Genomic DNA, 24,368 nt, shown 5'->3' on the forward strand with positions numbered 1-24,368 from the left:
GCATCTCCCCAGGATTTAATTGACGAAGGATTTAACCAAATAGAAGATGAAGTTAAAAATGACCTTCTTGAGAAGTTGAAAATAATTGACCCATATTATTTTGAAAAGGTGATTTTAATATTGCTAAAAAAAATGGGTTATGGTGATTTTATTGAAACGGCAAAATCTGGTGATGGAGGAATTGATGGAATTATTAATGAGGATAAATTAGGTCTTGATAAGATATATATTCAAGCAAAGAGATTCAATGAAAATAAAGTTCGTGAGAAAGATATTCGAAATTTTATCGGGGCTATGAGCGGCGACACAAATAAGGGGGTTTTTGTAACAACCTCTCTATTTGATAAGGGAGCTGAAGAAAAAGCTAAGAGTGCCCATCATAAAATTGTCCTCATCGACGGTAATCATCTTGTTGATTTAATGCATGAATATGACGTTGGTGTTCAGGTGAAAGCGACTTACCAAGTTAAACATCTGGACGAAGATTTTTTCATAGAGCAGTAAATTCAAAAAAAAAGGCCATAAACACCTTAAGTATTTATAGCCTTCTTCTGTAATCAATATTATTTTATAGCTTATTTCCAGCCACCACCAAGTGCCTGGTACAAATCAACGATAGACAATAATTGTTTTAGTTTGCTATCAATTAGATTTAATTCAGCGCTTAATGCACTTTGTCTTGCAGTCAATAGATCTAAATAATTGGCAAAACCATTTTTCAATAAGTCATTAGAATTCTGCTCTGCTCTGCGCAAGGCTTCAACTTCCAAGTTTTTGAATTTAAATTTCTCTGTCTCGGCAGTGTAGCTGTACAAAGCATTGGAGACTTCGTTTCCGGCAACCAATAATGAGCGTTTAAATTCTAACAAGGCTTGTTCTTGTTGGGCATCAGCAACTTCTTTTTGCGTTCTGATTTTATGCTGGTTGAGGATCGGTTGTGCTAAACCACCAACGATATTCGCAAAAAATGATCTGGCGTTCAATAATTGATCCAATTCTAAACTTTGGAAACCTCCAGTGGCTGAAATGGTTAACGACGGATAAAAGTTGCTGCGCGCCACATTGGTCAATTCAAAAGCTTTGACCAAGTTGTATTCTGCGGCAATAACGTCAGGTCTGTTGCTCAACAATAGTGTTGGAACTCCTAATTTTAAGTCCGTTTGTAAATGTTGGTCGTCTAAAATACTACGTGCATAACCACGTGGATGTTCGCCTAACAAAATACTCAAAACGTTCTCTGTCTGAAAAATAGCCGTCTCCAAATCTACTTGAATGGCTCTGGCATTATTGTATTGCGCCACGTTTTGATCAACCGCTACTTGAGTGACATTTCCGGCGTCTTTTAAGGCTTGAATTGTGCTCACGCTGCTGTCTCTGACCATGACCGTTCTTTTGGTGATTTCCAATTGCGAATCTAAAGCCAACAACTGATAATACGTTGAAGCGATATCAGATACCAATCGTGATTTTACCGCTTGATGTGCGGCCACTGTGCTTAAATAATCAGCATCAGTTGCACGTTTGTTGCTTCTTATTTTTCCCCAAATGTCTGCTTCCCAAGATAAACTGCCAGTCAACTCATATTGATCTGTTGATCTATTCGTTAAAAAGGAACCCAACTGACTATTTTTTGACAGCTCTTGATGTGTTATAGAAGCTTTTCCGTTAAGGGTTGGTAAATACCCAGCTTTCCCTTGTTTAGCATAGGCTTCTGCACTCAAAACTTGTTGAATGGCAACACGGATGTCGATATTGTTTTGAAGTCCTTGCTCAATATATTGCACCAAATAAGGATCAGTGAACAATTCTTTCCAGGACAGATCAGCCATGGAAAGGCTGTCTGTTGGAAGGGCATCTGTTCGATACAGATTTTGGGTTTCTTCAACTTGTGGTCGAACATAGTCTTTGGCTACGAAACAACTTTGTAAGGTAAATGCGGAAACGGTCAACACTACCATATATTTAAATGAGCGATTTTTAAGCATTGCTATCATGAGTTTGGTCTTCTATAAGTTCAATTGTTTTTGGTTGCGGTGCTCCAGATATTTTTTCTTGTAACCATTGGAAAAAGATGAACAAGATTGGAATAACGAAGACGCCAAGAATGGTTCCGATTAATACACCACCTACGGCACCTGTACCAATAGATCGGTTTCCTTGCGCACCCACGCCACTTGCAAATGCTAACGGCATTAATCCGAAGATAAAAGCGAATGAGGTCATCAAAATAGGACGCAAACGTGCTTCTGCTCCATGAACGGCCGCCTGGACCAGTGATTCTCCATTACGTCGTCGTTGCAGCGCAAACTCCACAATTAAGATGGCGTTTTTGGCCAAGAGTCCGAGTAACATAATCAGTGCAATTTGGAAATAAATATTGTTTTGTAAACCTGTAATTAGCGTTACAAAATAGGCTCCAAACACTCCTAAAGGCAAGGACAGGAGTACAGAGAACGGTACTAAATAACTCTCGTACTGAGCCGCTAATAGGAAATAAACAAACACAAGTGACAACATAAAAATAGTTGTGGTTTGGTTACCCGCATTTACCTCTTCACGCGTTAAACCGGAATAGGCTGTGGTATAATTGGCAGGCAATGTTTGAGCAATTTCATTTACTGCTTTAATAGCATCACCGGAACTATAACCAGGGGCTATTGCTGCGTTTAGGGTTACTGAGTTAAACAAGTTAAAACGCGTCACAGATTGCGGACCATAAACTCTTTTTAAGTTTACGAAAGCTGTAATTGGTGTCATCTCTCCAGTGCCTGTACGGACATAAAGTTTGGCTAAATCACTTTCATTAGCACGATCTTCCGGTAAAGCTTGAACATATACACGGTATTGTTTTCCAAATCGGGAGAAATCAGCCGCAAAAATACTTCCAATATAACCTTGAAGGGTTGAGAAAAGATCACTAATGGGAACACCTAGTTGTTTTGCCAATTCAGCATTGATTTCTATCTCATATTGCGGATATTTTGTGTTGAATGAGGATTGGGCATATTGAATTTCTGGACGGGCAGATAATTTACCTACAAATTCTTGAGTGACTTTATCTAAATCGGTAAAACTTCCTCCAGAACGGTCTAATAAATTGACTTCAATCCCCGCAGAGTTACCAAAACCTGGTACACTTGGCGGTGAAAAGAAGAGAATGTTGGCCTCCGGAATCTGCGCAGCAACACCAAACATCTGTGCAGTAATGTTTGCAACAGAAAGCGACTCATCTTTACGATCTTCCCAATCATCCAATCTGATAAAGCCTAGGCCAAAGTTGCTACCAGCACCTCCTAAAAAGCTACTACCTTCAATAAGCGATCCTCCCTTTACGCCAGGAATTTTGATTAATTTTTCATATAAATCAACGTTTACTTGGTGGGTTCTGTCTATGGAAGATCCTGCAGGAAGCTCAACGTTTACGAAGAGGATACCTCGATCTTCATCAGGTACAAATCCAGTTTTTAATACTGAAGATGACCACCAAATAGCGCCCACTGAAATGGCTAATGCCAATACGGTAATCCATTTGTTTCGGTATAAGAAATGAACAGATTTACCATACTTAGTTACGGTTGCATCAAAACCTCTGTTGAATCCGTCAAAAAAGCGACCAATGAAACCTTTCTTCTTTTTGTTCTGTTTGTCGTCATGCCCTTTTAAGAATAAAGCACATAAGGCGGGACTTAAAGTCAATGCATTAACTGCAGAAATAAGAATCGCTACAATAAGCGTCACACCAAATTGCTCATAGAATACACCCGTTGGCCCTTCAATAAACGTCACAGGAATAAACACCGCCGCCATGACCAAGGTAATGGAAATAATGGCACCGGTAATATCATGCATCGCCGCAATGGTTGCCTTTTTAGGATTACTTTCGCCTTCATCAATTTTGGCATGTACCGCCTCAACCACTACAATGGCATCATCCACCACAATACCAATGGCCAGAACCAAGGCGAAAAGTGTCAATAAGTTAATGGAATATCCAAAGAGATTCAGGAAGAAAAATGTACCAATAATAGATACGGGAACGGCAATTGCCGGAATTAAGGTCGATCTAAAATCTTGTAAGAAAATAAATACTACGATAAAGACGAGTAAAAATGCTTCGGCTAAAGTGGTCACTACTTTCTCAATTGAGGCATTTAAGAAACTATTGGTGTTGTATGGGACAAAAATTTCAATACCTTTTGGTAAATCGGCTTTAATATCTTCTAGTTTTTTCTCAATGTCAATAATAATATCACGGGCATTGGAACCTTTGGTTTGGAAAATACCCATGTTAACCGCGGGTTTTCCATTGGTAATGGAACCACCACCATAGGATTGTGCACCCAGTTCAATATCAGCAACATCAGATAGTTTTAAAAACTGTCCGTTGCCAAGCGCCTTAATGATAATGCCACTATATTGTGCTTCCGTTTTAAAACGTCCACCATATTTAATCACATAACTAAAGGCTTCACCATCATTTTCTCCAAAAGATCCTGCTGCAGCCTCTAAACTTTGTTCCCGCAAAGCTGCGGTAACATCGGTTGGAATCAGACCATAAGCTGCCATTTTTTCTGGTCGTAACCAAATTCGCATGGCGTAATCTTTCGCACCAAAAACATTCACATCACCAACACCATGTACCCTTTGTAATTCAGGGATGACATTGATTTTTAAATAGTTTTGCATAAAGGTGTCGTCATAGTCAGGATTCTCACTATAAAAAGACATAAACATCAAGGCACTAGTTTGCTGCTTTGAAGTGGTAACACCGGTTTGTATGACGGCTTGTGGTAATTGTGAAGTGGCACGTGCCACACGGTTTTGAACGTTTACCGCAGCGATGTCTGGATCCACATCCTGATCAAAAAAGACGGTAATGGTAGCAACTCCCGTATTGGAAGCACTGGATGTAATGTAAGTCATCCCTTCCACACCGTTGATTTGTTCTTCAATAGGAATGATGACACTTTCCAAAATGGTTTCAGCGTTCGCGCCAGGGTAGGTGGCGTTTACGGTAATCGTCGGTGGGGCAATATCAGGATATTGCGTAATTGGCAATGCCGTTAGACCAAGGATCCCCAAGATCACGATAATGATGGAGACGACCGTTGAAAGTACTGGTCTTTCTATAAAAGTTTTTATCATAAGTTCTTATCTTGGAATATTATCTGAATAATTTGTCAATAGGTTTCGCAACACTATCGAAAGGAATTTCCATAGGTTGAATCTTAGAGTCACCTCTTAATTTTGCGACACCTTTTGCGACAATTTTATCGCCTTTTTTAACGCCTTCAGAAACGACATAAAGGTTACCCACAGAAGCTATCACGTTAATACGTGTAGCAATTGCCATATCATCAGCTTCTATTTTATAAACATAGTAGCTGCCTTGTTGCTCATAAGTAGCTTGCATAGGCACTACAATGGCATCGGTATAAACTCGAGGGACTCTTATTTTCCCACTGTTTCCGTTGGTTAAAATTCGTGCATCGTTATTAAAAACAGCACGAAACGAGATAGAACCTGTATTTACATTCACTTGAGAGTTGATGGTCTCGATAGTTCCTTCGTGGTCATAAGTGCTACCATTGGCTAAAATTAAAGTCACTTTAGGAAGATTCTTTATTTTTTCTTGGATATCTTTTCCTTCTACCTTTTGGATGAAATCAAGATATTCTTTTTCGTTCATAGAAAAATAAGCATAGACTTTACTAATGTCAGAAACCGTTGTTAAAGGTTCTTGACTCGTAGGGCTGACTAAGCTACCAGCACGCAAACGGATGGCACCAACATAACCATCAACAGGGCTTTTTATATTGGCATAACCAATGTTTGCCCCAATACTTTTATAAGCACTTTGCGCTTGCATTAATTTTGCTTTTGCAGTTTCTAACTGTACGCTACTAATGATGTTTTTTTCAACCAAAGGTTTTAGCTTATCCATCTCCACTTGCGCAGCATTAACGTTTGCTTTGGCGGCGTCAGCATCTTGAGTAAGGGATTGTGTTTCTAGTCGGAATATAGTTTGTCCTTTTTTTACTTTTTGACCTTCATCCACTAACACTTCAGTAATGTAACCTGAAATTTTTGATCGCACTTCACTGTTGTTTATACCCTCTATATTAGTTGGAAATGTGTTGAACCCCGTTACGGTTTGTTGAGGAATAGTGGTCACTTGAAAAGACATTGGTCCTTGTGGTCCTTGTGGCGCCTGTTTTTTATCTCCACAGCTCATAAAAAGAGCGATAAAACTAAGGGAGACTACTAATGGAAGTTTGATTGTTTTCATTGATAATTAATTACTGTTTAGTGTTTTTTCTATTATTTTTGATCTTAAAGTCGAAACTGATTTGGTGACTTCATCTAAAAATTGGATATAATTGTCATGAAAATCCAGATTGAATTTTGAGTCATACTTGCTGTCCAATTGATTGGTCTTTTCTTTAAATTCTTTAATTTCTAAATGCAGTTCTTTTTGGGTAAACCAAGATTCCATCATGGCATCAATACTTCGTATAATACTATCTTCATTAATGGTGTAATATTTTTTTCGATCGCCAGTTTTAGTGAAATAGACTATTTTCTTTAAATCAGCCAAATGATTTAAATGTGTAGAGATGGTACTTTTACTGGCACATAAATCTTTCACTAATTCTTCAAAAGTGGTTCCGACATTACCTGTCAAAATGATATAGGAGAGAATACGGGCAGCTACAGGAGCCAACTGTTCCTCCTGCTCCATAAAGACACCCAATCTTTCAACTAAATCTTGTTTGTCATTAAGAATTTTGCTTTCCATGTTACAAATTTTATGCAAAGATAATTGAGGTTCGGAACAATCCGAACCAATCGAAGTTAAAAAAATGTTAAATAAAAAACCGATGCCATCGCATCGGTTTTAAGTAGGAAAGTTAATGGCTTAAAGCGCCGATTTAAATTGCTCTAAAAACCGCACGTCATTTTCGCTCAATAAGCGGATATCTCCAATTTGATGCAATAACATCGCAATACGATCGATGCCCATCCCGAATGCAAAACCTGAATAGATTTTTGAATCAATGCCACAGTTTTCCAAAACATTCGGATCGACCATACCACAGCCCATGATTTCTAACCAACCGGTGCCTTTAGTGATGCGGTGGTCAATTTCAGTTTCCAATCCCCAATACACATCTACTTCTGCACTTGGCTCGGTAAATGGAAAATAGGAAGGGCGCAAACGGATTTTACTTTTCCCGAACATTTCTGTAGTGAAATATTGAAGGGTTTGCTTCAGATCAGCAAAACTTACGTCTTTATCAATGTATAAACCTTCCACTTGATGGAAGAAACAGTGGGAACGTGATGAAATGGCTTCGTTTCTAAACACGCGCCCTGGTGATATGGTACGGATTGGCGGTTTGTTATTTTCCATATAGCGCACTTGCACAGAACTGGTGTGCGTACGCAACAAGATATCAGGATCGGTTTGAATAAAAAATGTGTCCTGCATATCGCGTGCTGGATGGTATTCTGGTAGGTTTAATGCGGTAAAATTATGCCAATCGTCCTCAATTTCTGGGCCTTCACTGACGTTAAAGCCGATGCGAGAAAAGATATCAATAATTTGATTTTTAACGATTGAAATGGGATGGCGTGCACCAATGGGCATAGGTTCGCCAGGGCGTGATAAATCGCCATAAATACCTTTGACTTCTACTGTGCTTTCCAGTTCTTCCTTTAAAGCATTGACCTTGTCTTCCGCTGTTTTTTTCAGTTGATTGATGACCTGACCAAATTCTTTCTTCTGATCATTGGCAACGTTTTTAAATTCGGCGAAATACTCATTAAGCAAACCTTTTTTACCTAAATACTTGATTCGGAAAGCTTCAATCTCCTCTTTGGATTGGGCTGTAAAAGTTTCGGCTTCAGCAATAAGCTGTTTAATCTTGTCTATCATAAATCAAAAAAATGGAAATGCAAATTTAATATTTTTTGTCGAATTCTGCGTTAGCGATTACGAATACAATTTTACTTTTACAAAGAAGAATTCGTGATACCGCTTCGGTAAGTTGCAGTGGAAATCCTTTTTTTTCAGATTTCTTGCCTAAGCAAGGAATATAAAAAAAGAATGTAGCGAAAAGCGCCCCCGAAGCCTCGGGGCTGAAAGGGAACGCCTAAAAAATCACTTAATATATTCTAACTCAAGAAAGTAATGGACAATGGCTTCTTTCATTAAGACGCTTTGCTCACCTGCTTTTAACGGTGGCAATTGTGCCAATACTTTATAATGTGGCCATTTATCGTCATCAAAATAGTCAAATTCGTAGTAGCCATAAGGTTCTAACAAACGACAGATGGCGATATGCATCAAGTCTAATTTATGATCTTTCTTGAATTTTTTATGTAATTGTCCCAATTCCTGTACGCCTATTAAATAAATAATGGCATCCAAATCGAGTATATCTCCTTCGGCAAATTGGTTAGAAAGTTTGCTAACCACCAGCTCCCAGCGCTCTTTTAATTGTGTGTCTCTTGACATTTTTATAGTTTCAGGTTTCGAGTTTCAGGTTTCAAGTTTGAGCTTGACTGATAACTTCGCCCTTTTTTTTAGTTATTAATTATTTGTCCCTACCAAAATGGCATTGACAGATTTTAGTCGAGAATGATTTTTTTCAACTTGAATTTCGATTTCAATTTCAACTTCGTTCTCGGCTTCAAAGTTAAGGAACAATGCATTCTGTTTAAAGTTTATAACTCTAAAAATCTCAAATTTATGTACGTTTGCCAAAATATGGATCTGTTATGAGTGTTTTCGACATCGTTTTAATTGGCTTAATTGGATTTGGTCTTGTGCGCGGACTTATGAAAGGTTTTTTTGTGGAAATCGCATCGCTTATAGCTTTGGTGGCTGGGGTTTATGGCGCTATCCATTTTAGTAATTATGCTGCTACTTTTATCGATGAGAATTCGGAATGGGATGAAAAAACGGTCAATATTGTTGCTTTTGCGGTAACCTTTCTGATTATTGTTTTGGTCATTGCTTTGGCTGGAAAAGCCTTTACAAAACTTGCGGATTTTGCCGCTTTAGGCTTAGTGAACAAGATTTTTGGCGGTTTTTTTGGTGCTTTAAAAACGGCCTTGATTCTGAGTGTTGTGCTTAATATTTTTGATAGTATGAATCGCGCCGTTCCACTTACGGATGAAAAAAGCATTGAAGATTCTGCACTTTATAGTCCTGTAAAAGGACTAGTACCGATGATTTTTCCTCTTATTTTAGAAAAGAAAAAGGAATTGGAAAAGCCTATAGAAGATGATTCTACCTTTTCTTTAGAGTTGACGTAGGCTGAAGGACTTATGACTTAAGACTTGGATTGTGTAAGTATGAGTAACACTTTTTTTCAAAGTCCACATTTTTCGGTCTTATGTCAAACGTCTACAAGTCTTAAGTCTGATTATACTCAATAACAATCTGATTTGATCTGGTTGGCATAGTCGCTCAACGGTTTTTTGTTGAATTCCAAACAGATAACATTCAAGGTTTGCATCACATCTTTGTACATGGATAAGGATCCACAAATCAGAATCACACCTTTGTTTGCCAATGTTTCTGCAATGTTTTTTCCGTCACGTTCTATAAGATGCTGCACATATAAACGGTCATGCTGTTGTGAATATGCCAAATGTAAACTGTTGAGTTTTTTACTATTTATGCAACTTTCAAGAAGTTTTTCGTAAAGTGCAAATGACTTTTTTGTTCGCAAACCAAAATAGGCTTCGATTTCTGCTTTTTTATGATTTTGATCCAACATGCCCAAAAAAGGAGCAATTCCTGTTCCGTTGGCAATCATGATTATTTTGGATGCTTTTTCAGGAAGATGAAAATTGACATTTTCAAGTAGTCTTGCTTTGCAAATCTCTCCAGTTTTAAAATCATTTAGATAATTGGAGCCTAAGCCGTCGTCATAATATTTAACGCTCAATTGGATGTTGCCATTCACTTTTCCCACAGAATACAAGCGTTCACGGTAATCATCTTTTGGATACACCGCTAACAAATCGCCAGAAGTAAATTGAAGATTTTTTTTTGGTTTTAAAGTTATGGTAAACGTGTTATCAGGACTATCGCCCACGTTACTTTTTGAAACAACTTCAAAGGATTTGGTGTGTTTTGGTTTGGAGATTAATTTCTCTTTTGGAATAACTATTTCTAAACCGACCTTTTCTGACCACACTTGAACCCATTGCTCAAAGCTTTCAAATGATTTGTCATTAATGGTAAACGGCGCCAGTAATTGCGTAGATTTTTCATTTAAAAAAGCTTTATCGATATCATAAGCAAATTTGCAAAAATCAGGATAGGAAAGTGATCCGAAACCAACTACCGAAAAACTATAGGTTTGGCTTTGTTTGACAAATTCTAAACGCTTTAAAAACTTGTTGGCATTGGTTGGTGCTTCGCCTTGGCCATAGGTTGACGTCAACACAATAAGATGTTCTGCTTTTTTGTATTTGCGGTATGTATTGAGTTCTGCAATATAAACGGTTTCTCCAACGGCAATTAATTGTTGTTGTAAGGCATTGGCAAAAAGTAGTGTGCCTCCATTTTCTGAACCCACTAAAATCACATATTTTGAATCACTTTTCTTACACTTGTTTTTCAACTTGGCCGCACGACGTTTGAGCGTCATGGCAAATCCTGAATAGATAAAAAATAAAATGTTTGCCGAAGCAATGGCTAAAATAAGCGACCATAAAATGCTGCCTTTTCCTGTATGAAGATTAAGACTGAGGTTAGAAAAGAATTTGACCAATGGATAATCAATTTCGCTAAGGATTTCCCCAGAAAATTGATCGACAACAATTTCTTTGTTTTTTAATTGTATCGTGTAATGATCTTCAATAGCATCAGAAAACGGGAATTCTACCGATTTAACTTCTGATAACTTGGTGTTTTTAAAGACGTCCATGTCTTTAAAATTCTGTTGTGGGGATTCGGTAAGGGCATCAAAATCGATGTGATGTCGCTGGCTGTCTTTTGGAAGTAAATCAAATTTATCTAAGGATAAATAAACGCCAGTTACAGTAATAATGATGATTGGGATTAGTGATAATCGACCTAAAACGACATGCCAATATTGTGAAAAATTGTCATTGACAATTTTCGAAAAGAATTTTTTAAAACTGCGTTGGCGTTTCAGGATTAAAATAGTGCCTGAAACGGCGATGAGGAATAGTAAAAACGAACACAAACCCACTAAAAAGCGTCCCGTTCCTTTTAAGAATAAGGAGCGATGCAGATTGGTCGTCCATTGAAAAAACTTGGAAATTTCTATCTTTTCACCAAGATAGGCGCCTGTTTTGGAATTGAAATAACCGTCTAAGGATTTTCCATCTTCGGTAAGTACGGAAGCGGATACAAAATCGTTGCTATCCACTTCTAAAGAGATAACTTCGGAATAATGGGATGTAAAGGTTTGAAGCGTTTCGGCTAAAGTGATCTGGTTAAAACCATCGACTTTATAGGGCTGAATCTGTTCTGAAATTGGCTGAAACGCCAAAATGATCCCAGTTACGGAGGCCATGAAGATAAAAACAAAAGAAGATATGGCCAGTGCTAGATGGCTATATCTCCAAATGGATATGGTCATATTTTATAGTGTCTTAAATATTGATGTTGTTTAAAAGGAATCAAGACCGCTTCGCTGTTAGAACATAGAATTAAGATTTTATCGTGCTTTTTATTAACATTTCAACGTCTTAATCAAAGCTTTTGGACGGAGATCAAACCTTTCAGGTTTTGAAAACCTGAAAGGTCTTTAAAGGTTTTTTTGGAGCTTCGAGCTTCCAACTTCGAGCTTCCAACTCTTTTAATTCGGCATCATCCGCACATAACGGATAAATCCGGTGCCGTCTTTTTTGCTTTTAACGGTTTCTGAAGTCAATTCAAACTCCACATCACTGGTGTAGTATTTTTGATCTTCCACAGCGGTTTCAAAACGGATTTTGTAGCCAGCGTTTATTTTCGAATCCTCAATGTCGATTACAGTTATGTTTCGTCCGCCACCAGAAACGGTCGCTCCGGTAATGGCATCTAAATTTGAGCGTTTTTTGGCATGAAATTTTTTCCACCAGTCTTCAATCGTATTGTACCATTGCGCATCATCACCTTGAACGTACAAAGTTTTTTCATAATCCCCTTTTGGGTTGATTAACGAAATCACGATATAGGCGCCCTCGCCAGTATAATTGGTCATCTGGATCATGCATTTGTACTTTGTTGCTGGTGCTTTGGCCGTAAATGACATCAATCCGAATAGGACTAGACTTAAAAATATAAAATGTTTTATTTTCATGTTGTTTTTTAACTTGTCAGTAAATGTTTTAGACCTGTCAGGTTTCAAAAACCTGACAGGTCTGTATTCTATTTTAAAAAATCTAAAGAAATATTTTTTCCTATCAATAACTCATTTTCAGAAGCCAAATCATAAGCGGTTTCATCAAAATCAGTTACGATATCTTTTTTTGCTCCAATAGACACTAAATATTTTAAGATCTCCGTATCATTTGCTTTCATTGCTGCTTTATGCAACGGCGTGATGCCTTCTTTGTTTTTGGCATTCACATCAGCTTTGAATTGTTGAATGAATTTAAGTGTCGTCATATCGTTTTTGTCCAATGCCAAATGGTATAAGGTGTTTCCGTTGGCTTGTGGTTTACCGAAATTGAATCCGTTTTGTTCTAATAAAGATAGCTTTTTGTTGAAGTCGTCTTCGTTTTTAACCGTATAGGATTGCATTAAATAGGTGGTTAAATCATTGCCATTGCCATCCACAAGCAATGTTTTTGCCTTTTTATTTAAGAGAAAAGCGACCACATCAGAGATGTTGTTTGCAACGGCTAATGCCAAAGCAGATTCGCCTTTTTTATTGGTTTGGTTGATGTTTTTGACCGTTTTTGAAAACAAAGTCACGGTTTCAAGATTGTTTTTACTGGCAGCATTCATAAATGGCGTGTTTCCAAAGCTGTCTGATTGATTGACATCGGCACCTTTTTGAATAAAATAGTTGATGATCGCCATATCTTTACTTCTAACAGCCAAGGTATGCAGTGCTGTTTCGCCATCTTTTGAAACCGCAATTGGGTTTAATCCAGCGCTTTCTAAAAACTGATAGACTTCAATACCATTCGTAATACCACGAGCACCTTGACTTGCGAAAATGAAAGCATTGTCATTGCCTTTGACACCTTTTTTAAGCAATTGGGTCATCAAAGTGATATTTCCTGTTCTCGCCGCATAATTGAATATCCCGTTGCCATCTGCATCCACACTATTCAAATCCAAACCTTTTGAAGTGAAATAAGTAATCAAACTAAAATCAGTGTCGTGAGGCGCGACTAATAATAAGGCATTCGCACCCGTAGGTGTGAGATCCTTTTGAAGATTGGCACCATATTTTATAAGTAAATCATACACTTGCGTAGTGCGCTGCCCTGATCCTGCGGCAAAATTGATGATGCTACTGCCTTTATCATCCGTAATATCAGTTTTTGCACCGTTATCGATCAGAAATTGCATCAATTCCACGTTCCCTTTATTCGCGGCCCAAAAAATATAAGTTCTGCCGTCGTGGGTTAGTTTGTTGACATCATTTCCTTTCTTTGTGATGACGTATTGAATGGTTTCGTTCGGTGCGTTTGCTAAAATGGCTTGAGCTGCACCATCAAAATTACTGGCATTCGCTTGTGCAATATCATGGCCTTCCTTGATTTTTAAATCAATCGTTTCAACACTCGGTTTTGATGCCCAAAAATCACGATCTAAAAAGATATTGGCCTGTGAGAAAATTGGACCGCCAATACCAAAAGCCAAGATGATTATTAAGTATCTTTTCATAAGTTTATTTTTTACGTCTGAGTGAGATTTATCTATAATTTCTATTCTTATTTAGATTGAATTAGGATAAGGCTCAATTTAGGTCGTAAATTTATATAGAATGAATCTAAATAAAAAGACTATCGATATCTTTTTTTTAATTTCTTTATCGTATTTGGATTTTCGGAAGAAGTAGATGTAGCTCAGGATTCTACAAAAAAAAATGAGGACTTGATTTATCTGGAAGTACTAAAATGAGCAATAAGAGTGGATAGCATCTATACTATTGATCTAATCCTAGGGAAAATCATTGAGGTAAGAACACGTGTTGGTCGCTATTCAAAACTAGAAATATTGAGCTACTATGCAAATGGGGAGGCCAATGAAGATAGGAGTAATTCTGACGTTTACACTTTTAACTTTGTATACCAACCAAACGAGGAAGTGGCTTTTTCTATTTATTCTAATCGATAGATTTCCATGATTTTATTGAGATACTTGTTGAAATCAATTTTTAAATCGATGAGTTTTCCCGTACTGACATCAAACACCCATCCATGGACTTTTAAACCTCTTTCTCTATTGGCTCTTTGAACAGCAGCGGTTTTTATGAGATTGATGCATTGTTCGCGTACATTGAGTTCTACCAAACGGTCATATCGATTTTCTTCGTCTTCAATAGCATTCAATTTATTGCGATGTGTACGATACACATCACGAATATTACGAAGCCACGGATTCAAGATGCCCAAGTCGGCAGATTGCATGGCCGCCTTAACGCCGCCACAGCCATAATGTCCACACACCACAATATCCTTGACTTTTAGATGATCGACCGCATAATTGACTACAGACATGACGTTCAGATCAATGCTAATGACCATATTGGCAATATTTCGATGCACAAAAACTTCACCAGGTCCCATGCCCATCAATTCCTCTGACGTCACACGACTGTCAGAACAACCAATAAACAATAATTCAGGATTTTGACCTTCTGCTAAATGTTTAAAGAAATCTGGATCGATAGCCAGCTTTTCTTTGATCCATTTTTCATTGTTTTTGAATACTTTATTTAAGTCCATTCTCGCTAAAGTTTTGTTTCCGATGAAAGATTCTCATCGATATGTAGAGTTTAAAGGTAGGTAAAATATGGTTTTCTTGAGTTAAATTTTAGTTTTTATCTAATCATAACATATAACCAACTCAATCTCAAAAGACAATAATTGTGAAATCATTGTCCTTCTTTCTAAACTCAAAAAATTCTATTGCCTCAAAATCAGTTTAAACTATGTGCTTTAATACATCTCACTTGAGCTTTTAAAATTTTGACACTCCCGAAGCGTCGGGATCACGAATTTTCACAGTGAGCATACCGGTGAAAATTATTAATTATTAATTTCACGAATGCAACAGGCTTTCAGTCTGTTTTAAAAACGCCGCCAGAACGTTTGTCGGTCTGGTATGGCAATTTAGGCCATAATTGTTTATTCAATAATTTCCTGTTTCGTCGAGTTAAAGCGTAAAATGAGATACCCAATGATTGCAGAAATTACAGAACCCAATAAAATCCCAATTTTTGCCGAGTCCACATAAGCTTGGTTATTCTTAAATGCCAAGCTCGCGATAAAAATGGCCATCGTAAACCCGATTCCCGCCAAAAAGGAAACGCCAATGATATGTCTGTTGTTGATGTCTTCTGGGATTTGAGTGATTTTGAGTTTTTTAGCGACAAAAACAACAGTGGTAATACCAATACTATTCCCCAAAATCAAACAAAGCATTAAGGTGACAATCAGCGCCTCGTCTAGGCCTTGCGCATTATTGAACATTACGCCAGCGTTAGCTAATGCAAATAATGGAATAATGACAAAGGCAACCCAATGATGCAATTTATGCTCTAAATATTGCAGGGGCGATTGGTATTTCTGAGTCCAATCTTCCAGCATGTCAATATGTTCAATTTGCTCTTTGGAAAGAATAGGCTCTTTCAATATGGTTGCATTCTTGATATTTTGGGTAATCGTTTCCAACTGTTCAATAAAAGGTCCAGTCTTAATCTTTTGATATGTCGGGATGGAGAACGCCAATAGAATCCCTGCTAAGGTGGGATGTACACCAGATTTTAAAAATAAAACCCAAATGACGATTCCGAACGTGGCCATCAAAAATTTCGAATAGTAACCTTTTGCGGAGAGGATATAAAGTAAAGCGAGCATTCCACAGGCAACAAATAACGATGTAAATTCGATATTTTCACTGTAAAAAATGGCGATAACCATAACCGCTCCCAGATCATCCACAATGGCGAATGCGGTCAAAAAGACTTTTAAGCTCAAGGGCACGCGATTTCCTAATAGTTTTAAAACGGCCAATGCAAACGCAATATCGGTGGCCATTGGAATTCCCCAGCCATGCATGGTTTCAGGATTGTTGTTTAATAAGAAATAAAATAAAACTGGGAATAACATGCCCCCAAAAGCCCCAAATAAGGGAAATGCCAACTTTTTAGTGGAGTTCAGTTCCCCAATCAGAAACTCCCGTTTAATTTCCAGACCGATCAAGAAAAAGAAAATCGCCATCAAGCCGTCATTGATCCATAAAATGAGGGGTTTGTTGAGTTCAAAACTCTCGGTGGTAAATCCCATTTCATATTGCCACAAGTTCTGGTAACTCTCGCCCCACGGCGAATTGGCCCAAATAAGGGCGATAAGGGTGGCTGTTATAAGAAAGACCCCGCTTAGGCTTTCTGTGTTTACATATTTTTGAAAAGGAGATAATATTTTTTTTGAAATCATATAATAATTTTACGAATGAGCAATAGTCCAATGATCCGATCACTGTTAGTGCTTTAAATTAGGCTATAGTGTCGATTTTGGTAAATGAATTCTAATAATAAAGTGGTAAGCAATGACTGAAAGTATGACTGAAAATTATTGGAAATATAAGGCAAACATTACTTTTTGCCTAATTGGCCTATACTAATTCAGGGGGTGGAGAAAGACACTCTGTGACATAAGGCGTATATAAGGTCAGATAGGCGGTATTTAAACTTAGCTCTTCAGAATCGAAAACTGCTAAATGGGTCAGATTACTTTCTGCACTATGTATTTTAAAGACCTTCAGGTTTTTATTGGTACTCGTGTCTTCCTCATTTAAACTGTAAAATACTGAACTATCAATCGAATCACTAAAAATGCTCAGCGTAGGCCCTGCCATAAATCCAGTAAAGAGCGCTATAAGGAAGAAAGTAATAATTTTTTTTTTCATGTAAAATCGATCCACAAGATGCAAATATAATATATGAAATTTTAAAAATTGTTAAAGTAATTGAAAATCGGAGGCGATTAACTCGTTAAAGGTTCAGTTATAGCGTGAAAAAGCAGGAAGATTCTTAGTCGTGTTAATGTTTTAAATCGATGATAAGATGCGTTTGCGTCATGATAGCTTAAAAGTCATGAATAAAATTCAGCTTGATAAAAATGATAAAAAAGGAGTTAGTAAATATTCAAGGCCTTAATATCATCATTTGGAATCCAACCTGTTTTACCATCGGCAAGTTTGATTTTCTTCCAATTGTTGACCGTATCCAAAATTTGAACTTTAGTGCCTTCATGGAGTTTAAAGGACTCAGGGCTTCTGAGGTTTGGCTCACTCTTGACCTGAGCTTCCTTAGCAAAAACAATGGCAGGCTGATCATTTTGTAACAGATGATAATTATTATAGGCCAAGGCCACTGCGCCAAACGCCAAAATTAAAAAACTCATGGCCGTAATGAACGCCAATCGTTTTTTTGTAGTACTATAATTGAAATAGTAGACCAGATAGAACACCACAAAAAGCGCCATTAAAAGCACGGATAATTTTGCCCAATTATCAAAGGTCAGCCAATTAGTGATAGACTTTGAAAGCTTGGAAAACCCGATTTCAGGTGTTTTATCAATGGCATCAATGGTCATATTGCGAGCAAACGTGATATTGTTCTGTATTTCCTTGTCTTTTGGAGACAGTTTTAAAGCCTTTTCATAGTAATAGATGCTTGGTGCAATATGGTTGAGTTTATAATGTGCATTGCCCAAATTATAGTACAACGCTGCCGAATGTTCTCCCGAAGCAATAATAGCTTCATATTTTGAAATGGCATCCTCAAAATCGCCTTTGTTGTACAAGTCATTGGCCTGCTCAAATAGCAGTTCATTCTGGCTAAACCCTAAGCTGCCGATTAAAAATGTCAGTATGTAAACAAAATTTTTCATCTTACTTAAGCTGTTTATCAATTACTGAAATCGTGTTTGCAGCCTTATCATAATCCTCCTGCATGGTCACTTCTGAAAAAGGCGTGTATCGTGCCAATTCACAACTGTCAAGAATGGTTAGGAAGTCGCTAATCATTGACTCGTCTACTTGACGTTTGGTAAGTAGCTTTTCAATCCGCTCCTTGCTCAAATCGCTGGTTTCAATATGCAATTTGGCCTTCAGATAATTATGGAGTGCTTTCTCCAAAGCAATATAAAAGGCTTCTTTTTGACCTAATGCTTTTTTGGCTTCTCCTAAATATTTTCTGGCCAATTTATCGGCCTTGCGTATTTTATTGCCTTTAACATCGGCCACACGTTCGGCTTTTTTCTTACGGAAAACCATGGCCAAAGGAATGGCTAGAAGTGGGAGTAACAAGGAACTCCAGTACCAAGACGATTGAAAAAATGGTTCCGAGATGATCGGTTTAAGATTCGCTTCAGTTTTCACAAAGGCAAATTGGTCATTGCTCATAACCACACGTTGTTTCCCATCGCCTGCTGATGCGATATTGCTGTCGTTATTGGTATTGTTTGTTGGGCCTTCCAGGACGTTGATTAAATGCTGTCCTGTAGAAATGGTTTTATAGGTTTCTGTTTTTAAATCGAAATAGGAGAAATCCACATTTGGGATCGGATACTTGCCTTTAAATTGTGGCACAATCGTATAACTATCGGCAATGCCACCTTGCATGCCATCGAGCGTTGTCCTTACGTTTTCGGTGTGTTCAGGTTCATAGACTTCCAGGGAACTTGGCAAGGTCAATTTAGGCAATTGAAATAACTTCAAGTTACCATTTCCGGTCACTTCTAACCGTGCTTGTAAGGATTCTGTAGCATTCAACTCGTCTTTGGACGTGGTCAATTTAAAATCAAAACTACCTACAGCACCCGTAAAACTCTCTGGTTTGCCAGCTTCAGGAAGTGGTTTTACTTCGAGTGTTTTGCTTCCTGCCGAAACTGTTTTTTGAACTTGCGTCATCATTTGGCTGCCAAAAAAGTCACGTCTACTCGTTGGCACTTCTACGGTAAGTTCAAGACTTAAAGGCTCGATTTCTATTTTACCTGTTTTTTGTGGGTATAACACAATTTTTCGAATCACTAAGTAGCGATATTCACGACCATTGTATTGGCCAGTTTGAATCTTGTTATCTTTTAAATCGATGTTTTGACTCCAGAAATCGTTGTATTTCGGGCTATTGAGTTCCCTGAAATTAGTGACACCAATATCTTTATAAACATATAATTTATAAACGATGGTAATGGCTTCGTTGAGGTAAGGGTTGCCTTTGGATATTTCAGCAACAAGATGAAGGTTGTCATCCACCACATTGTCCACATTGTCCGGATCATTGGGTCTGGTTACGGCTGCAGTAACTTGAACGGTAACTGGCGATGTTTTATAAATCTCCCCATCAATTTCAATGGTGGCTTGAGTGATTGTAATATTCCCTGTTCTCTTCGGCGCCAAGAAGTAGCTGTAGGTTTTTGCAAAGGAGCGAACACCATTGACCCACGAATGACTCACGGATTGATTTGGGCCACCCACGACCGTGAAATCATTGAAAGACGGCGGGTTAAAATTATCACCATCCGTATTCATTTCAAAATCCACACGTAAACGCTCATTCACACCAAGTTTGGTCTTGCTAACCTTGGCCTCAAATTTTACTTGGGCGGTAACAAAACTTGTACTTACTGCAATTAAAAATAATGTTATGTATGTTTTTAAGCTCATCTATTTAAATAAAAATTAACGAACAACGATTAACGATTATCGATTTTTTTAATTGTTGTTTTTAGAAGTTTTAATACTTGCGACAAAAATGGAAATTAGTTAATTGTTTTCATCCAAAACCTTTAATATTTTTTCTTCATTTCCAATATAGAGATTTGCACGTCGACAATATTAACGATTGACACTGCGAAATCTATAATGCGTTCTTCTAATTCATTTGTCTTCATATGGGTTCTTAAATCATAACTCGTTAATCGTTATTCATCAATCAAAAATCCATCTACCAGTCTTTATCCGTTTGTACTTTGACTCCTTTTTGTTTTTCGGCATTCATTTTTTCCTGAACTTTCTGTTCTTGATTGTTCATGGCTTCCAATAAATTATTTATCTGCTGCGGAGACAATTTTCCAGGTTGCTGTTGAGGCTGTTGATTTTCGTCTTTACCTTTTTCATCCTTTGGTTTGCCTTCGTCTTTTTTGTCGTCGCCCTCTTTTTTATCCTGGCCTTTATCGTCCTTGTTGTCTTTATTATCTTGATCTGGCTGATCTTTTTTGTCTTTATCCTGATCGCTGTCGTCTTTATTATCCTCTTTTTTGTCCTTATCTTGGTTTTCATCCGGCTGATCATCTTTTTGCTGTTCAGCACATTCTTTTGCTAGTCCAAGATTGTAACGCGTTTCATCATCGGTAGGATTATTTCTTAAAGCACTTTTATAAGCTTCAACAGCTTCTTTGCACTTTTTGTTTTTCATCAAAATATTACCAATATTATGGAATGCTTTGTGTTTTTCGGCCTTATCTGTGGCATTGTTAGCCGCTTGTTGCTGTCTGTAAAGCGCCTCTTCGTAGTTGCCTTTTTTATAATAGGAATTTCCTAAATTATAAGTACCTGCTACAGAAGAAGGTTGTTTGGAAATAGCTTTGCGATATTCTTTTTCTGCAGAAATAAAGTTGTTGTCCTCCATCAACGCATTGGCTTCATAAACCAAATTATTGGATTTCTTTATGGCCAACAATTGTTCCTTCTCTTTCTCGTTGTCTTGAGAAAAAGCGAAACATGTAAAAAATAGGATTAAAAGTGTTAAGTTTTTCATTTATCTAGGTCATTATGAACTTACTTTATTATGTTGTTTTCACACCAAAAGTAAAATTCAATCAAAATCATTGTTTATTATCCTCATTTTTAAACAGTTCGTAAATCTAAAAAAACTATTAGTAATTGGGTTATAATGTTTTCTTAAAGTTATGTGAGGTTCTCGTTAAATAAATTCAAGCGTTTTAGCCATAAAGTGCGTCTTTCCAACAATAAAATATCTACTAATAGAAAGAAAATGGCCGCACCCAAAAACCACTGAAATTGTGCTTCAAAATCAGCAAATTGTTTGGCTTCAAATTCGGTTTTATCCATCTTGTTTAAAATATTCCGAATGTGCTCCACTACTTTTGCAGTATCCCTTCCATTGATATAGGAGCCATGACCTTCTTTGGCGATGCTTTTTAAAGTGTCTTCATCTAAACGTGTGATGACGGTTTCGCCATTTTTATCTTTTTTATAGTTGACAATAATCCCGTTTCGCTTTTCAGGGATTGGCCCACCTTTGACATCTCCCACACCAATGGTGAAAATCCGGATGCCTGCTTCGTAAGCTTCCTGTGCCACTTGCGTTGCCAGTTCGCCATGATCTTCGCCATCAGATATGATAATGAGCACGCGATTGGTATCTTGGTCGTCATCATAATAACCTTTTGCAAGTTGGATGGCTTCACCAATAGCGGTTCCTTGTGATGAAAGCATGTCGGTGTTCATACTTTGGAGGAACATTTTGGCCGATCCATAGTCGGTGGTAATTGGCAATTGCGGAAAGGCTTTTCCCGCATAAGCTATAATTCCAACCCGATCGCTCGCTAAATTATTAATGATTTGAGTAACCAGTTGCTTTGCTTTTTCCAAACGATTGGGAGCAATATCCTCCGCCAACATACTTTTTGAAACGTCAACGGCAAATACAATATCAACGCCTTCACGCTTGACGGTTTCAAGTTTCGTTCCCAATTTCGGATTGACCAAGGCGATGACCAAGCAAGCAAAAGCAAGCGAAAGCACCACGACTTTTAAAATAGACTTGAAAATCGAAGTGTTTGGACTTAATCTTTTAAATAAAGCTTTGCTCGCAAATTTGCGTTGCATGCGGTATTTCCACAATTGCAGCAACAAAAATATAAGCATGATCAATGGAATGACCATTAATCCCCAAAACCATATTTTTTCTTCTAATTGCATTTTTTAATTTTCAGTTTTCAGTTCGCAGTCGGCAGTCATCAGTCATCAGTCTGTAGTCGTCAGTCTGCAGATAATGGAATAAGCCACGAATACACGAATGTTTTATTAACTTCTATAATCTTTATTCTCTTCTCTATTGTCTTAGTTGATGTCTAATTAAAACTTCTAAAAAGAGTTGATCTTAATAAGAATTCAAAAAGTAATAGTCCAAATGCTAATAATATCAGAGGACGGTACTTTTCTTCGTAATTATAATATTTAAATTCTTCAACATCCGTTTTTTCCAACTTATTAATTTCTTCATAAATGGCTTCTAACTTTTTGTTGTTGTCTGCTCTAAAATATTGTCCGCCGGTAACCTTTGCAATTTCCTTCATTAAGTCTTCGTCAATTTCCACGGGCACGCGTCCGTATTGAAAGTTGCCGTTTGGCAAAATACCAATAGGAGAAAGTGCCATACCATTGGTTCCAATGCCTATTGTGTAGACTTTAATGTCATAGGCAATCGCCAATTCACTAGCTGTTTTTGGATCAATAAATCCGGAGTTGTTGACCCCATCGGTCAATAAAATAATGACTTTACTTTTGGCTTTACTGTCTTTAATTCGGTTGACTGCCGTTGCCAATCCAGATCCAATCGCCGTACCGCCTTCAATGGTGGTATTGTATTTGATATCGTTAAGCGCTCTCAATACAATGGCTTTGTCGCTGGTAATCGGTGTTTTGGTGTAGGCTTCTCCAGCGTATTCCACAATCCCAATACGGTCATTTGGTCGGCTTTTTATAAATTCTGAAGCCACCTTTTTTAAGGCCTCCAAACGGTTTGGTAATAGGTCCTTGGCCAACATACTTGCCGAAACATCTATGGCAATCACAATGTCAATCCCTCTGGTGTTTTTTGTTTTGGTCGAAACATCCACCGTTCTTGGGCGTGCTATAGCGGTAATCACTAAGGCCAATGCCAATAGTCTTAAAACAAATAGGCCATGTCTTGCTTTTGGCAACCATGAGTTGGTCATTTTAAACCCTTTTATGGTTGACATCTTAAGTTCGGCCGTTTGCTTTTTGTGTTTAAATATATACCATATCACAATTAATGGTAGAAGTAAAAACAACCAAAAAAACTCTTTGTTTAAAAAATGAATTCCTTCCAGCATCAGTCTACTTTTTTAAGTTCTACGGAATTTAAAACGCGTTCCATAATGTCCTCGGCATAGCGATCTTCAGCATCCCAGACCAACATGATTTGTTGTAAAATATGTTCCGTCGTAAAAGCAAGAAAAACATAATTCCCTTTTCTGTAGTGATCTGGCAAGAGTCCAGGGAAGGATGCCGTTCCGTAAACCTTCAAGCCTTCAGCGGCATTAGGGGTCACGAATTTATCTCTTTTGGTAAGAATGTCCTTCACGCCATTTTGTGCCAACATTTGAAGACTTCCTTCGATTGCCAAATTCAAATCAATTTTTGTGGTATCAGGAATGTTCAACTTTGAGGTGCTGACCATAATGTTTATGGGACTTAATAAGGTGCCATAGCCAAACATCGTTGTTTTAACAGTGGCGTTCGTGTCAATAGCCTGTGATTCCACACGCTCTAAAACTACTGGTGTTGTGATGTAAATCGGCGGAACGCCATAATCACTGGTTACCCAATCGCCTTCCAATAGCTCTTTGGTGTCGTTACCGATAAGTGTGTCTTTTACATAATGAAAGCCATATTTTATGGAGAAACCTACAAAAGTGGCCATGAGTAAAAACAGGGAAACGGCAACGGTAATGATGATTTTACGGCGTTTCTTTTTGCGTTCCTGTTCCTCTTTATATTGCTGATCCAATAATTTTTCGGCTTCAGTTGGCTCTGGTAATGCTTGTTTGACATTGTCGATCTCCAGATCGATCGTATTCCTGTCAATTTTGGCCAATTCAATATCTGGAGCGGACTTGGCGAATTTTACCAAATCGGCACGTTTCAGAATGGTTTCAATGTTTCTGATATCGTCTTTAGATAGTTCGATTTGATTGCCATCTTTAAGTAAATTCAAACGGAAAATCAATTCGTCGGTGGTACTTTCCAAAGCGCGATTGTATACTTTTTCATCCAAATAACGTCGGATGATAAAGGTCAATTCAGAATAATAATCCTTGAGTTCAGCTTGCTGTAAATAATCGGATTCGTCCAATTTCTTCAGCGCCATTTTTGC

20 protein-coding genes and 1 pseudogene are annotated in these 24,368 nt (G+C 37.7%); 3 read left to right on the plus strand and 18 right to left on the minus strand.

Annotated elements, in window-relative coordinates; genetic code table 11:
- A partial coding sequence (locus ABIQ28_RS02710) for a restriction endonuclease (protein WP_348035213.1) occupies window positions 1-504 on the plus strand: 504 nt, incomplete at its 5' end.
- A 71-nt stretch (window positions 505-575) separates the two neighbouring features.
- Here ABIQ28_RS02710 and ABIQ28_RS02715 read toward each other — a convergent pair.
- The 6 genes from ABIQ28_RS02715 to ABIQ28_RS02740 form a co-directional block, all read right to left on the minus strand.
- Window positions 576-1,994, minus strand: a complete 1,419-nt coding sequence (locus tag ABIQ28_RS02715) for an efflux transporter outer membrane subunit (RefSeq protein ID WP_348035214.1) — start codon at window positions 1,992-1,994, stop codon at window positions 576-578.
- The gene (locus ABIQ28_RS02720; RefSeq protein ID WP_348035215.1) at window positions 1,978-5,145 is read right to left on the minus strand and encodes an efflux RND transporter permease subunit; all 3,168 of its coding nucleotides are present in this window, start codon (window positions 5,143-5,145) and stop codon (window positions 1,978-1,980) included. Before ABIQ28_RS02720 ends, ABIQ28_RS02715 begins: the two co-directional genes overlap by 17 nt.
- Before the next feature lie 19 nt (window positions 5,146-5,164).
- Entirely contained in the window at window positions 5,165-6,289 is a 1,125-nt protein-coding gene (locus ABIQ28_RS02725; RefSeq protein ID WP_348035216.1) for an efflux RND transporter periplasmic adaptor subunit, read from the minus strand.
- 6 nt (window positions 6,290-6,295) lie between these two features.
- A complete protein-coding gene (locus tag ABIQ28_RS02730; RefSeq protein WP_348035217.1) occupies window positions 6,296-6,799 on the minus strand; it encodes a transcriptional regulator in 504 nt (167 codons plus the stop codon).
- A gap of 120 nt (window positions 6,800-6,919) precedes the next feature.
- Window positions 6,920-7,939: a phenylalanine--tRNA ligase subunit alpha gene (gene pheS, locus ABIQ28_RS02735; protein ID WP_348035218.1), complete on the minus strand. Its 1,020-nt coding sequence runs from the start codon at window positions 7,937-7,939 to the stop codon at window positions 6,920-6,922.
- A 225-nt stretch (window positions 7,940-8,164) separates the two neighbouring features.
- Window positions 8,165-8,521 carry a hypothetical protein gene (locus tag ABIQ28_RS02740; protein ID WP_348035219.1) on the minus strand — a complete coding sequence of 119 codons (357 nt, stop codon included), beginning with the start codon at window positions 8,519-8,521 and terminating at the stop codon, window positions 8,165-8,167.
- A gap of 263 nt (window positions 8,522-8,784) precedes the next feature.
- On the opposite strand from ABIQ28_RS02740, the gene ABIQ28_RS02745 reads away from it, so the two are divergent.
- A complete protein-coding gene (locus ABIQ28_RS02745) occupies window positions 8,785-9,324 on the plus strand; it encodes a CvpA family protein (RefSeq protein ID WP_348035220.1) in 540 nt (179 codons plus the stop codon).
- Between the two features lie 116 nt (window positions 9,325-9,440).
- On the opposite strand, the gene ABIQ28_RS02750 is transcribed toward ABIQ28_RS02745, so the two are convergent.
- The 3 genes from ABIQ28_RS02750 to ABIQ28_RS02760 all read right to left on the minus strand — a co-directional run bounded on the left by ABIQ28_RS02750 (window position 9,441) and on the right by ABIQ28_RS02760 (window position 13,876).
- On the minus strand, window positions 9,441-11,630 hold the full coding sequence (locus tag ABIQ28_RS02750) for a PepSY domain-containing protein (RefSeq protein WP_348035221.1): 2,190 nt from the start codon (window positions 11,628-11,630) through the stop codon (window positions 9,441-9,443).
- Window positions 11,631-11,849: 219 nt separating this feature from the next.
- Window positions 11,850-12,335: a DUF2271 domain-containing protein gene (locus ABIQ28_RS02755; protein WP_348035222.1), complete on the minus strand. Its 486-nt coding sequence runs from the start codon at window positions 12,333-12,335 to the stop codon at window positions 11,850-11,852.
- A 68-nt stretch (window positions 12,336-12,403) separates the two neighbouring features.
- Window positions 12,404-13,876, minus strand: coding sequence for an ankyrin repeat domain-containing protein (locus ABIQ28_RS02760; protein WP_348035223.1), 1,473 nt, complete (start codon window positions 13,874-13,876; stop codon window positions 12,404-12,406).
- 246 nt (window positions 13,877-14,122) lie between these two features.
- Between ABIQ28_RS02760 and ABIQ28_RS02765 the strand changes: the two genes are divergently transcribed.
- Window positions 14,123-14,329 (plus strand): hypothetical protein, encoded by a 207-nt coding sequence (locus tag ABIQ28_RS02765; RefSeq protein WP_348035224.1) that lies wholly within the window; start codon window positions 14,123-14,125, stop codon window positions 14,327-14,329.
- On the opposite strand, the gene ABIQ28_RS02770 is transcribed toward ABIQ28_RS02765, so the two are convergent.
- The 9 genes and pseudogenes from ABIQ28_RS02770 to ABIQ28_RS02810 form a co-directional block, all read right to left on the minus strand.
- On the minus strand, window positions 14,314-14,940 hold the full coding sequence (locus ABIQ28_RS02770) for a carbonic anhydrase (RefSeq protein WP_348035225.1): 627 nt from the start codon (window positions 14,938-14,940) through the stop codon (window positions 14,314-14,316). The two genes, ABIQ28_RS02765 and ABIQ28_RS02770, sit on opposite strands and share 16 nt — an antisense overlap.
- 402 nt (window positions 14,941-15,342) lie before the next feature.
- Complete coding sequence (nhaA, locus tag ABIQ28_RS02775; RefSeq protein WP_348035226.1) at window positions 15,343-16,653, minus strand: Na+/H+ antiporter NhaA; 1,311 nt, start codon at window positions 16,651-16,653, stop codon at window positions 15,343-15,345.
- A 178-nt stretch (window positions 16,654-16,831) separates the two neighbouring features.
- On the minus strand, window positions 16,832-17,125 hold the full coding sequence (locus ABIQ28_RS02780; RefSeq protein WP_348035227.1) for a hypothetical protein: 294 nt from the start codon (window positions 17,123-17,125) through the stop codon (window positions 16,832-16,834).
- Between the two features lie 227 nt (window positions 17,126-17,352).
- The gene (locus ABIQ28_RS02785; protein WP_348035228.1) at window positions 17,353-18,111 is read right to left on the minus strand and encodes a tetratricopeptide repeat protein; all 759 of its coding nucleotides are present in this window, start codon (window positions 18,109-18,111) and stop codon (window positions 17,353-17,355) included.
- 1 nt (window position 18,112) lies between these two features.
- Entirely contained in the window at window positions 18,113-19,888 is a 1,776-nt protein-coding gene (locus ABIQ28_RS02790; protein WP_348035229.1) for a BatD family protein, read from the minus strand.
- A gap of 280 nt (window positions 19,889-20,168) precedes the next feature.
- The gene (locus ABIQ28_RS02795; RefSeq protein WP_348035230.1) at window positions 20,169-20,981 is read right to left on the minus strand and encodes a tetratricopeptide repeat protein; all 813 of its coding nucleotides are present in this window, start codon (window positions 20,979-20,981) and stop codon (window positions 20,169-20,171) included.
- 149 nt (window positions 20,982-21,130) lie between these two features.
- Window positions 21,131-22,168, minus strand: a complete 1,038-nt coding sequence (locus tag ABIQ28_RS02800) for a VWA domain-containing protein (RefSeq protein ID WP_348035231.1) — start codon at window positions 22,166-22,168, stop codon at window positions 21,131-21,133.
- 152 nt (window positions 22,169-22,320) lie between these two features.
- The gene (locus ABIQ28_RS02805) at window positions 22,321-23,325 is read right to left on the minus strand and encodes a VWA domain-containing protein (protein ID WP_348035232.1); all 1,005 of its coding nucleotides are present in this window, start codon (window positions 23,323-23,325) and stop codon (window positions 22,321-22,323) included.
- Window positions 23,325-24,368, minus strand: a pseudogene (locus tag ABIQ28_RS02810) (hypothetical protein); the annotation flags it as partial. The pseudogene ABIQ28_RS02810 and the gene ABIQ28_RS02805, both read right to left, overlap by 1 nt.

The organism is Gelidibacter sp., assembly GCF_039916245.1.
Classification (GTDB): domain Bacteria; phylum Bacteroidota; class Bacteroidia; order Flavobacteriales; family Flavobacteriaceae; genus Gelidibacter.